Origin of the sequence: Streptococcus oralis (genome assembly GCF_003943825.1) — a bacterium.
Lineage (GTDB): Bacteria > Bacillota > Bacilli > Lactobacillales > Streptococcaceae > Streptococcus > Streptococcus oralis_CD.
Map to the genome: position 1 here is coordinate 96461 of NZ_RJNJ01000004.1, position 12680 is coordinate 109140.

Here is a 12680-nt window from a genome sequence, read left to right on the forward strand (position 1 = left end):
GATATATAATAAGCCCATAAGAACAAGAAAGGGAGGAAAGAGGATGCCACAGATCAGCAAAGAAGCCTTGATTGAACAGATCAAAGATGGAATCATTGTCTCTTGCCAGGCACTTCCTCACGAACCGCTTTATACAGAAGCGGGAGGGGTTATCCCCTTGCTAGTCAAAGCGGCTGAGCAAGGTGGAGCAGTCGGTATCCGAGCAAATAGTGTTCGTGATATCAAGGAGATTAAGGAGGTTACGAAACTCCCGATTATCGGGATTATCAAACGTGACTATCCGCCACAGGAGCCTTTCATTACAGCTACTATGAAAGAAGTTGATGAATTGGCTGAACTCGACATTGAGGTCATTGCTCTGGATTGTACCAAACGTGAACGTTACGACGGTTTGGAAATTCAGGACTTTATCCGACAAGTCAAAGAAAAGTATCCGCATCAACTCTTAATGGCTGATACCAGTACCTTTGAAGAGGGAATAGCAGCGGTCGATGCAGGGATTGATTTTGTTGGAACAACCCTATCAGGTTATACCTCTTATAGTCCTAAAGTAGATGGTCCAGACTTTGAACTGATCAAAAAACTCTGTGATGCCGGTGTGGATGTCATCGCTGAAGGGAAAATTCATACACCAGAACAAGCTAAGCAAATCCTTGAGTATGGGGTGCGAGGTATCGTTGTTGGTGGAGCGATTACTAGACCAAAAGAGATTACGGAACGCTTTGTTGCCGGTCTTAAATAACACAATCTCAAAACAGAGGAGAGTGGTTGATGCGTCGGACAAAATGAAAACGTATACAAATATAAAGAACTCATTATCCAATATGGATACGCTTATAAATTAGGAGAATACAGATGAAATTTAGAAAACTAGCTTGTACAGTACTTGCGGGTGCTGCGATTCTTGGCCTTGCGGCTTGTGGTAATTCTGGTGGAAGTAAAGATGCTGGAAGTTCTAGTAGCGATAGCGGAAAAACAGAAATCACTTGGTGGGCATTCCCAGTCTTCACACAAGAAAAAACTGGTGACGGTGTTGGAACTTATGAAAAATCAATCATCGAAGCTTTTGAAAAAGCAAATCCAGATGTAAAAGTGAAATTGGAAACTATCGACTTCAAGTCAGGTCCTGAAAAGATTACAACAGCCATCGAAGCAGGAACAGCGCCAGACGTACTTTTTGACGCACCAGGACGTATCATCCAATACGGTAAAAATGGTAAATTGGCTGAGTTGAACGACCTCTTCACAGACGAATTCGTCAAAGATGTCAACAACGAAAACATCGTACAAGCAAGTAAGGCTGGAGATAAAGCTTACATGTATCCAATCAGTTCAGCTCCATTCTACATGGCTATGAACAAGAAAATGTTGGAAGATGCTGGAGTTGCAAACCTTGTAAAAGAAGGTTGGACAACTGATGACTTTGAAAAAGTTTTGAAAGCGCTTAAAGATAAAGGATATACGCCAGGTTCATTGTTCAGTTCTGGTCAAGGGGGAGACCAAGGAACACGTGCCTTCGTTGCAAACCTTTATGGCGGTTCTGTAACAGACAAAGACGTAACCAAATATACAACAGACGATCCTAAATTCGTCAAAGGTCTTGAAAAAGCTGCTAGCTGGATTAAAGACGGTTTGTTGAACAATGGTTCACAATTTGACGGTGGAGCAGATATCCAAAACTTTGCCAACGGTCAAACTTCATACACAATCCTTTGGGCTCCAGCTCAAAACGGTATCCAAGCGAAACTCTTGGAAGCAAGTAAGGTAGACGTGGTAGAAGTACCATTCCCATCAGACTCTGGTAAACCATCTCTTGAATACCTTGTAAACGGATTTGCAGTATTTAACAACAAAGACGATAAGAAAATCGCAGCTGCTAAGAAATTCGTTCAATTCATCGCAGATGACAAAGAATGGGGTCCTAAAGACGTAGTTCGTACAGGTGCCTTCCCAGTTCGTACTTCATTTGGTAAACTTTATGAAGACAAACGTATGGAAACAATCAGTGGCTGGACTAAATACTACTCACCATACTACAATACTATCGATGGATTTGCTGAAATGAGAACACTTTGGTTCCCAATGTTGCAATCTGTATCAAATGGTGACGAAAAACCAGCGGATGCTTTGAAAGCCTTCACTGAAAAAGCTAACGAAACAATCAAAAAAGCTACAAAACAATAAGCACTAAGTCAGATTGATTCCCCCCTTTTCCCTGTGCACTATGGTGTAAGAAAAGGGGGACTTTTGTTTGAAATGGTAGGAACTGTCACGAAATTAAAATGAAGTTCTTACATAAGCGAATCTTAAAAAATTTCATTTTGGTTTTAAAACAGTTCAAGAAAATCAAAAACTATTCTATTTGAAAGAGAGGTGCCGACTGTGAAAGTCAATAAAATTCGTATGCGGGAAACAGTGATTTCCTACGCTTTCCTAGCACCAGTGTTATTCTTCTTTGTCATCTTTGTCTTGGCTCCTATGATTATGGGATTCATTACAAGTTTCTTTAACTACTCCATGACTAAATTTGAGTTTGTGGGCTTGGACAACTACATTCGCATGTTTAAAGACCCTGTCTTTGTGAAGTCTTTGATCAATACCGTTATCCTGGTTATTGGATCTGTTCCGATTGTGGTTCTCTTCTCGCTCTTTGTAGCATCTCAAACCTATCATCAAAATGCCATTGCCCGTTCTTTTTATCGTTTCGTCTTCTTCCTTCCTGTAGTTACAGGTAGTGTTGCCGTAACGGTTGTATGGAAGTGGATCTATGACCCACTATCAGGGATTCTAAACTTTGTCCTTAAGTCAAGCCACATCATCAGCCAAAACATTTCTTGGCTTGGTGATAAAAACTGGGCTTTGCTAGCGATTATGATTATCCTTTTGACAACATCTGTTGGTCAACCGATTATTCTTTATATCGCTGCCATGGGAAATATTGACAACTCACTTGTTGAAGCAGCGCGTGTTGACGGTGCGACTGAGTTTCAAGTCTTCTGGAAGATCAAATGGCCTAGCCTTCTTCCAACAACTCTTTACATCGCGATCATTACAACCATCAACTCATTCCAATGTTTCGCTTTGATTCAGCTCTTGACTTCTGGTGGTCCAAACTATTCAACAAGTACCTTGATGTACTACCTTTACGAAAAAGCCTTCCAATTGACAGAATACGGCTATGCAAATACCATCGGTGTCTTCTTGGCAGTGATGATTGCCATTGTCAGCTTTGCTCAATTCAAGATCCTCGGAAACGACGTAGAATACTAAAGAAAGGAGACAGTTATGCAACCTACACAAAAGAAACCTTTAACAGCTTTCACTGTTATTTCAACGATTATCTTGCTCTTGTTGACCGTACTGTTCATCTTTCCATTCTACTGGATCTTGACAGGGGCCTTCAAATCACAGCCTGATACCATTATGATTCCGCCACAGTGGTTCCCTAAAATGCCAACCATGGAGAACTTCCAACAACTCATGGTGCAAAACCCTGCTATGCAGTGGATGTGGAACTCTGTATTTATCTCACTGGTAACCATGTTCCTAGTCTGCGCAACCTCTTCTCTAGCAGGTTATGTCTTGGCTAAAAAACGTTTCTATGGTCAACGCATCCTCTTTGCAGTCTTTATCGCTGCCATGGCTCTTCCAAAACAAGTTGTCCTTGTACCACTGGTACGTATCGTTAACTTCATGGGAATTCACGATACTCTTTGGGCAGTTATCTTGCCTTTGATTGGATGGCCATTTGGGGTCTTCCTTATGAAACAATTTAGCGAAAACATCCCAACAGAATTGCTTGAATCAGCTAAAATCGACGGTTGTGGTGAGATTCGTACCTTCTGGAGCGTAGCCTTCCCTATCGTGAAACCAGGATTTGCAGCCCTTGCGATCTTTACCTTCATCAATACTTGGAACGACTACTTTATGCAGTTGGTTATGTTAACTTCACGTCAAAACTTGACTATCTCACTCGGGGTTGCGACCATGCAGGCTGAAATGGCAACCAACTATGGTTTGATCATGGCGGGTGCAGCTCTTGCAGCCGTGCCAATCGTAACGGTCTTCCTTGTCTTCCAAAAATCCTTCACTCAAGGGATTACTATGGGAGCGGTCAAAGGTTAAGAAAAGTAAATTAGTGTGTCAAGATTGCAGAAGTGGTCTTGACATGCCATGGAAATATAGAGTTATAAGTGTCTACAAAATGGAGAGTATGCAGTTACTTCGTGAAGTTTTGTCAGACACTTATAAACTTAAGAATGAACTCTTTTCATGATACTAGTTAGAGTAGGTTCGTTTTATGGTAACTATTTCCCGCTTTAGTGGTATCTAAGATAAGCATCTTACGCTTATCTTAGACGGAATTTTTGAGACTGACGATGAAGGAGTGAAAGGCTCAAAAATTAGGAATGAAATTCCGAAGGAATTTGCTTCCATCCGCACTATTACAGGGAAATAGAGAAAGGATAATTCGAAACTGAAAACTAGTAACTATCAGAAACGAAGGAAACAGTATGATTTTTGACGATTTGAAAAACATCGCCTTTTACAAGGGGATCCATCCCAATCTAGACAAGGCTATCGACTATCTCTATCAGCACCGTAAAGATTCTTTCGAACTCGGGAAGTATGAGATTGACGGGGACAAGGTCTTTCTAGTTGTTCAGGAAAATGTTCTCAATCAAGCTGAAAATGATCAATTTGAGCACCATAAGAACTATGCAGACTTGCATTTGCTGGTAGAAGGACATGAATACTCGAGCTACGGTTCACGTATCAAAGACGAAGCAGTAGCATTCGACGAAGCGAGCGACATTGGCTTTGTCCATTGTCATGAAAAATACCCACTCTTGTTGGGCTATCACAATTTTGCGATTTTCTTCCCCGGAGAACCACACCAGCCAAATGGCTACGCAGGGATGGAAGAAAAGGTTCGCAAATATCTCTTTAAAATTTTGATTGATTAAAAGAATCAGGAGGAGCAAACATGGCACAAAAAGGAGTAAGCCTTATCAAGGCAGCATTTGATACAGATAATTTTCTCATGCGTTTCAGTGAGAAGGTCTTGGATATCGTCACAGTCAATCTTCTTTTTGTCGTCTCTTGTTTGCCCATTGTGACGATTGGAGTGGCGAAAATCAGCCTTTACGAGACCATGTTTGAGATTAAGAGAAGCAGACGGGTACCAGTATTTAGAACTTATCTAAGAGCCTTCAAGCAAAATCTGAAACTGGGGCTTCAGTTAGGTCTGTTAGAGTTGGGCATAGTTTTGCTAAGTCTTTTAGACCTCTATCTTTTCTGGGGCCAGACAGCTTTACCTTTCCAGATTGTGAAAGCTATTTGTTTGGGGATTCTCATCTTCGTCACTCTGGTGATGCTGGCTAGTTATCCCATCGCTGCGCGCTATGATTTGTCATGGAAAGAAGTGCTGCAAAAAGGGCTTATCTTGGCAAGTTTTAACTTTCCATGGTTCTTCCTCATGTTAGCTATTCTCTTTCTCATAGTGATGGTTCTTTATCTATCCGCCTTCACTCTCCTTTTGGGTGGGTCAGCCTTTATCCTCTTTGGTTTTGGTTTGCTGGTCTTTCTCCAAGCAGGATTGATGGAGAAAATTTTCGCCAAATACCAGTAGGATGAGGTGTTTCTGAAACTACTTTCAATCGTTACAGTTTCTAAAATACAGGTAGAAACTAAAATCTAAGTGTATACAAGATATTGAAAGCGATTTTCACAAGGTGTATACTAAACTTGTAAAAAAATAGAACTGCTCTCAGCAGAAAAAAGAAATCTTAGGAGAAAATCTATGTCAGATTTGAAAAAATACGAAGGTGTCATTCCAGCCTTCTACGCATGTTATGATGATCAAGGAGAAGTAAGTCCAGAGCGTACGCGTGCCTTGGTTCAATACTTCATTGATAAGGGAGTTCAAGGTCTCTATGTCAACGGTTCTTCTGGTGAATGTATCTACCAGAGTGTGGCAGATCGCAAATTGATTTTGGAAGAAGTCATGGCAGTTGCCAAAGGAAAATTGACTATCATTGCTCACGTTGCTTGCAATAATACAAAGGATAGTATGGAACTTGCTCGCCACGCAGAAAGCTTGGGAGTAGATGCCATTGCAACGATTCCGCCGATTTACTTCCGCTTGCCAGAATACTCAGTTGCCAAATACTGGAACGATATCAGTTCTGCAGCTCCAAACACAGACTACGTGATTTATAACATTCCTCAATTGGCAGGAGTTGCTTTGACTCCAAGTCTCTATACAGAAATGTTGAAAAATCCACGTGTTATCGGTGTTAAGAACTCTTCTATGCCAGTTCAAGATATCCAAACCTTTGTCAGCCTTGGTGGAGAAGACCACATCGTCTTTAATGGTCCAGATGAACAGTTCTTAGGTGGTCGCCTCATGGGTGCTAAGGCTGGTATCGGTGGTACTTATGGTGCGATGCCAGAACTCTTCTTGAAACTCAATGAGTTGATTGCTGAAAAAGACTTGGAAACAGCGCGTGAATTGCAATACGCTATCAATGCGATCATTGGCAAACTCACTGCTGCACATGGAAATATGTACGGTGTCATCAAAGAAGTCTTGAAGATCAATGAAGGACTTAACATTGGATCAGTTCGTTCACCATTGACACCAGTGACTGAAGAAGATCGTCCAGTTGTAGAAGCAGCTGCTCAATTGATTCGTGAAACCAAGGAGCGCTTCCTCTAATCCATAAGGAGGTATTTATGACACACTACGTTGCAATTGATATCGGTGGAACCAACATCAAATATGGTTTGATTGACCAAGAAGGCCAACTTGTTGAATCGCATGAAATGCCAACTGAGGCGCAAAAGGGTGGTCCCCATATCTTACAAAAGACAAAAGATATCGTAGCCAGCTATTTAGAAAAGGGCCCAGTAGCAGGTATTGCCATTTCTTCGGCAGGGATGGTAGATCCTGATAAGGGGGAGATTTTCTACGCTGGACCTCAGATTCCCAACTATGCAGGAACCCAGTTCAAGAAGGAAATCGAGACGAGCTTTAATATCCCTTGTGAAATTGAAAATGATGTCAACTGTGCAGGTCTAGCTGAGGCAGTATCTGGTTCTGGAAAGGGAGCGAGTGTCACTCTTTGCTTGACCATTGGAACTGGTATCGGTGGTTGCTTGATTATGGATGGGAAAGTCTTCCATGGATTTAGCAATTCGGCCTGCGAAGTTGGTTACATGCATATGCAGGATGGAGCTTTTCAGGATCTTGCTTCTACGACAGCTTTGGTAGAATATGTGGCAGCAGCTCATGGTGACTCAGTCGATCAGTGGAATGGCCGACGCATTTTCAAGGAAGCTACCGAAGGAAACAAGATTTGTATGGCTGGTATTGACCGCATGGTAGACTATTTAGGAAAAGGTCTGGCAAATATTTGCTACGTTGCCAATCCAGAAGTAGTCATTCTCGGTGGCGGTATCATGGGACAAGAGGCTATCCTCAAACCAAAGATCCGCACAGCCTTGAAGGCGGCCTTGGTACCAAGTCTAGCTGAAAAAACACGATTAGAATTTGCCCATCACCAAAATACAGCAGGTATGTTGGGAGCCTATTATCATTTCAAAACAAAACAATCTTAGTTTGGAACTATAGAATTAAGAAAAACACTGAATCACTACTTGAGTGAAAACTGTTTTGCTTAATTCTTTTTTTATTGAAAAATTTGAGCCAAAGGATGTAATCGTGAGAAACTAGGAGAAAATAACCGACTTGCATGAGAAGTTAAGGAGAGAGCAATTCTATCATCCATTGAATTGATATTTAGCTTGAGTAAATGAGAAAATGTGGAAAAGTGATATAATGAGATGGGCGAAAATTGGTAAATTAGAATTTGTAGAGGTGAAAAAAATGTAATGGCAACCTATTCACCTGAAGTCGAAATCATATAAAATTACGAGGAGATTGTAAGATGAGTAATTATATAAAATTAAATGAAGATAGATGGAATAATGTAAAAAACGACTATACTGAGCCATTGACACATGAAGAATTAGAAGAAGTTAGAAAGCATCCAATTTCTGTTGCCTTAACTGTTGGGAAAAAAGTTCCAACAGAATGGTTTGAAAAAGCCAAGGGAAAAAAGATATTAGGGTTAGCTTGTGGTGGTGGACAGCAGGGTCCCGTTTTTGCTGCAAAAGGTTATGATGTCACCATTATGGATTTTTCTAAATCACAATTAGAAAGAGATGAAATGGTTGCTAAAAGAGAAGGCTTAAAAATCAATACCGTTCAAGGTGATATGACAAAACCATTTCCATTTGAAGATGAAACTTTTGATATTATTTTTAATCCAGTTTCAAATGTATATATAGAAGATTTAGAAAACATGTATAAAGAAGCCTCTCGAGTATTGAAAAAGGGTGGACTGTTAATGGTCGGATTTATGAATCCCTGGATCTACATGTATGATGCTGACACTGTATGGGACAAACCCGATGAGGAATTACTTTTAAAGTTTGCACTACCTTTTAATTCAAGAGAGCTTGAAGAGGAAGGCAAAATCACCATCAATCCAGAATATGGATATGAATTTAGCCATACCTTAGAAACACAGATTAGAGGACAACTAAAAAACGGTCTCGCTATGATCGATTTTTATGAATCTTGTGACAAAAGACATCGATTATCACGGTATGGAAATGATTATATCGCAACACTTTGCATTAAACTATGATATTATAGAACGTACTTCTGAAGCATAGCTCGTTTTATTTTACGATTAGAATTTGCCCATCACCAAAATACAGCAGGGATGTTGGGAGCCTATTACCATTTCAAAACAAAACAATCCTAGTTTGGTCCAACCAAACTAGGATTTTCTAGCGCGTTTTTGTCTACGATAGCCGTTGAGTTTTTTATTTTCCCAATAGCTGTTAAAGATTTTTTCCTTGCTCTCGCGATTGATTTCCAAAAAGTAGGCATAAATCAAATCTGTTAAAAAGAGCATAGGGAGTTGAGCGGAAATACGCTGGATGTAAGAAGATTGGCTATGACTTGCGACTAGGACTGTTTCGGTGTAGGCCTGACAGTCTTTGCTAGGAGAACTGGTAAAGAGAATGGTCTTGGCTCCCATGTCCTTGGCATCCAGCAAACTATCTAGAACGGATTGGGTAGTGCCAGATAGAGAAAAGCCGAGCACCAAACAATTTTCATCCATGATGCTGGTCGTCCATGCAAAGCCGTCTTGATCGGTTAAGGCTTCACAGACCACACCCAGACGCATAAAGCGCAGTTTCATCTCACGGGCAATCAGACCAGAACTTCCCGTCCCAAAAAAGTAAACTCGTTCAGCGTCATCGATTAACTGGGCAACGCGCTCCAGTTGTTCTTCGTCGATCAAATCCTGTGTTTGTTCTCGCATGATACTGTAGCTTCGCAAAACACGTTTAGTCAAAGGACTGTGTTTGTGGGAATGAGTATCCTGTTTACTAGCCTGATGCTGGTATTGAAAGACGAACTCTCGGTAACCTGTAAAACCACACTTTTTAGCAAAGCGGGTCAGCGCTGCTTGGGAGATATGTAATTTCTGGGTAACTTGCTGAGAAGAAAGATCATCTTGACTTGTTTCAGGTTGTAAAAAATAGCGAGCGATTTCTTGCTCAAGCTCGGTTAATTCTTCAAAATGGAGGTCGATTATGGTTGCGATATCCTGCTTTTTCATGGAGCTCCTTTTCATAAGTCAAACTCTTAAAAGTTGACGATTGCCTGCTTATTAACATCATTATATCATAGAAGATAGGATAACCAAATAAAAAGGCATTTTCAGTTAAAAGTCAAAAAATGCTTCTACTTTTCCAAGAGTTTCTCCGTAAAATATGGTACAATGAAAAGTACTGAGCTTCACCTGTTTGCTCTATTATTTTATATGTAATAAAGGTGAAAATCGGAAATTTTTCTAGAAAAGAGTCTTAGTTGTATGAGAAAATTCAATAGCCATTCGATTCCTATTCGGCTTAATTTACTGTTTGCCATTGTTATCCTGTTGTTTATGGCCATTATTGGTCGATTGTTATATATGCAGGTGCTCAATAAAGATTTCTATGAAACAAAATTGGCTTCAGCCAGCCAGACAAGGGTAACAACCAGTTCAGCTCGTGGGCAAATCTATGATGCAGCAGGGAAACCCTTGGTAGAAAACACTGTCAAGCAGGTTGTTTCTTTCACACGAAACAATAAAATGACGGCAGCAGAATTGAAGGAGACAGCCAAGAAACTTCTCACATATGTGAATGTAACCTCCCCTGATTTGACAGATCGTCAGATTGCAGATTATTACCTGGCGGACCAGGACGTTTACAAAAAAACAGTCGAATCCTTGCCAAGTGATAAACGCCTAGATTCAGATGGGAACCGCTTACCAGAAGCGACCCTCTACAATAATGCGGTTGAAAGTATTGACGTGAGTCAACTCAATTATACAGATGACCAGAAAAAGGAAATCTATCTGTTTAGTCAGCTCAATGCCGTTGAAAATTTTGCGACGGGTACCATTTCTACGGATGCCTTAGATGATACCCAAGTTGCTCTCGTTGCATCAGCGTCCAAGGAATTACCAGGTATCAGCATTTCAACCTCATGGGATCGTAAAGTACTGGATACATCTTTATCAACAATCGTTGGTAGCGTTTCAAATGAGAAGTCAGGACTTCCAGCTGAGGAAGTTGATGCTTATCTCAAAAAAGGGTATTCTCTCAATGACCGAGTGGGAACTTCCTATCTTGAAAAGCAATATGAAGATGTTCTTCAAGGCAAACGCTCCGTCAAAGAAATCCACCTCGACAAACACGGAAATATGGAAAGTGTGGAAAATGTCGAAGAAGGAAGCAAAGGAAACAATATCAAGTTAACGGTTGACCTAACTTTCCAGAATGGTGTAGATGACCTACTCAAGAGCTACTTCAACTCAGAGTTGGGTAACGGTGGAGCTAAATACTCTGAAGGGGTCTACGCTGTAGCCCTCAATCCTAAAACCGGTGCAGTTCTAGCGATGTCGGGTGTCAAGCATAATGTCGAATCCGGTGAATTAAGTTCAGATTCGCTTGGAACGATAACCAATGTCTTTGTCCCAGGTTCGGTTGTCAAGGCGGCGACCATCAGTTCTGGTTGGGAGAATGGAGTCTTGTCAGGGAACCAGACCTTGACAGACCAACCGATTGTCTTCCAAGGCTCAGCTCCGATTAATTCTTGGTATACTCAAGCCTACGGTTCATTCCCGATTACAGCTGTGGAAGCCTTGGAGTATTCTTCTAATGCCTATATGGTTCAAACGGCTTTGGGCATTATGGGGCAGACCTATCAACCCAATATGTTTGTTTTAACTAACAATTTAGAATCCGCTATGGGGAAACTTCGTTCGACATTTGCTGAATATGGTCTTGGAGCCTCAACAGGTATTGATCTTCCAGATGAGTCAACTGGTTTTATACCAAAAGAGTATAATTTTGCTAATTACATTACCAATGCATTTGGTCAGTTTGATAACTACACCCCAATGCAATTGGCCCAGTATGTTGGAACCATTGCTAACAATGGTGTTCGAATTGCACCTCACATTGTTGAGGGAATTTATGGAAATAATGAACAAGGTGGCTTAGGGAACTTAATCCAATCTATTGATACCAAGGAAATGAATAAAATTAATATTTCTGAGTCTGATGTTTCCATCCTCCAACAAGGATTTTATCAAGTTTCACATGGTGGGAGTGCTCTGACGACAGGTCGTGCCTTTTCCAATGGTGCAGCTGTATCCATTAGTGGTAAAACAGGTACTGCCGAAAGTTATGTTGAGGGAGGTCAAAAAGCTAACAATACCAATGCTGTGGCTTATGCACCATCAGATAATCCTCAAATCGCTGTAGCTGTTGTCTTCCCTCATAACACCAACCTTACAAATGGTGTCGGACCTTCTATTGCGCGCGATATTATCAACCTCTATAACCAACATCATCCAATGAATTAGAAAGGAACATATGCTGTATCCAACACCTATTGCTAAGCTAATTGACAGTTATTCGAAGTTACCGGGTATCGGGATTAAGACGGCTACCCGTCTGGCCTTCTATACTATTGGAATGTCTGATGACGATGTCAATGAATTTGCTAAAAATCTCCTTTCTGCCAAGCGGGAATTGACCTATTGTTCCATCTGTGGTCGCTTGACTGATGATGACCCCTGCTCTATCTGTACGGATCCGACTCGAGACCAGACAACCATCTTGGTGCTAGAGGATAGTCGCGATGTGGCTGCTATGGAAAATATCCAAGAATACCACGGACTCTATCATGTCTTGCATGGCCTTGTTTCTCCGATGAATGGCATCAGCCCAGACGATATCAACCTCAAGAGTCTCATGACTCGTCTCATGGATAACGAGGTTTCAGAGGTGATCGTGGCAACCAATGCGACGGCTGATGGCGAAGCGACATCTATGTATCTCTCTCGTCTCCTCAAACCCGCTGGTATCAAGGTAACTCGCCTAGCACGAGGACTAGCCGTGGGAGCAGATATCGAGTATGCGGACGAAGTCACACTCTTACGAGCCATTGAAAATCGGACAGAGTTGTAGGAGTCAGTAAAAACGTAGCTCATTTTGACACATAAGACAAGCCCTAGGAATTTTTCTAGGGCTTGTCTTTT

The 12680-nt window shown here is 41.2% G+C and carries 12 protein-coding genes; 11 read left to right on the forward strand and 1 reads right to left on the reverse strand.

All coding sequences use genetic code 11. The features are described 5' to 3' along the window. Positions 1-43 precede the first annotated feature (43 nt). From D8863_RS04740 to D8863_RS04780, 9 genes are all read left to right on the forward strand, one after another. The gene (locus tag D8863_RS04740) at positions 44-742 is read left to right on the forward strand and encodes an N-acetylmannosamine-6-phosphate 2-epimerase (protein ID WP_125441238.1); all 699 of its coding nucleotides are present in this window, start codon (positions 44-46) and stop codon (positions 740-742) included. 113 nt (positions 743-855) lie between these two features. After that, positions 856-2184 (forward strand): extracellular solute-binding protein, encoded by a 1329-nt coding sequence (locus tag D8863_RS04745; RefSeq protein WP_071851252.1) that lies wholly within the window; start codon positions 856-858, stop codon positions 2182-2184. Between the two features lie 219 nt (positions 2185-2403). Continuing rightward, complete coding sequence (locus tag D8863_RS04750; RefSeq protein WP_161801140.1) at positions 2404-3270, forward strand: carbohydrate ABC transporter permease; 867 nt, start codon at positions 2404-2406, stop codon at positions 3268-3270. Between the two features lie 15 nt (positions 3271-3285). Next, a complete protein-coding gene (locus D8863_RS04755; RefSeq protein ID WP_001183243.1) occupies positions 3286-4125 on the forward strand; it encodes a carbohydrate ABC transporter permease in 840 nt (279 codons plus the stop codon). Between the two features lie 389 nt (positions 4126-4514). Further along, complete coding sequence (locus tag D8863_RS04760) at positions 4515-4967, forward strand: NanQ anomerase/TabA/YiaL family protein (RefSeq protein WP_000575429.1); 453 nt, start codon at positions 4515-4517, stop codon at positions 4965-4967. A gap of 20 nt (positions 4968-4987) precedes the next feature. Continuing rightward, positions 4988-5632: a DUF624 domain-containing protein gene (locus D8863_RS04765; RefSeq protein ID WP_125441239.1), complete on the forward strand. Its 645-nt coding sequence runs from the start codon at positions 4988-4990 to the stop codon at positions 5630-5632. A 171-nt stretch (positions 5633-5803) separates the two neighbouring features. Next, positions 5804-6721, forward strand: coding sequence for a dihydrodipicolinate synthase family protein (locus tag D8863_RS04770; protein WP_125441240.1), 918 nt, complete (start codon positions 5804-5806; stop codon positions 6719-6721). 17 nt (positions 6722-6738) lie between these two features. Next, positions 6739-7623: an ROK family protein gene (locus tag D8863_RS04775; RefSeq protein WP_125441241.1), complete on the forward strand. Its 885-nt coding sequence runs from the start codon at positions 6739-6741 to the stop codon at positions 7621-7623. Between the two features lie 329 nt (positions 7624-7952). Next, positions 7953-8717, forward strand: a complete 765-nt coding sequence (locus D8863_RS04780; protein WP_044020398.1) for a class I SAM-dependent methyltransferase — start codon at positions 7953-7955, stop codon at positions 8715-8717. A 135-nt stretch (positions 8718-8852) separates the two neighbouring features. On the opposite strand, the gene D8863_RS04785 is transcribed toward D8863_RS04780, so the two are convergent. Then, positions 8853-9704 (reverse strand): MurR/RpiR family transcriptional regulator, encoded by an 852-nt coding sequence (locus D8863_RS04785; protein ID WP_125441242.1) that lies wholly within the window; start codon positions 9702-9704, stop codon positions 8853-8855. A gap of 255 nt (positions 9705-9959) precedes the next feature. Between D8863_RS04785 and pbp2b the strand changes: the two genes are divergently transcribed. Continuing rightward, positions 9960-12002, forward strand: coding sequence for a penicillin-binding protein PBP2B (pbp2b, locus tag D8863_RS04790; protein ID WP_125441243.1), 2043 nt, complete (start codon positions 9960-9962; stop codon positions 12000-12002). A gap of 10 nt (positions 12003-12012) precedes the next feature. Next, complete coding sequence (recR, locus tag D8863_RS04795) at positions 12013-12609, forward strand: recombination mediator RecR (RefSeq protein WP_125441244.1); 597 nt, start codon at positions 12013-12015, stop codon at positions 12607-12609. Positions 12610-12680: the final 71 nt, after the last annotated feature.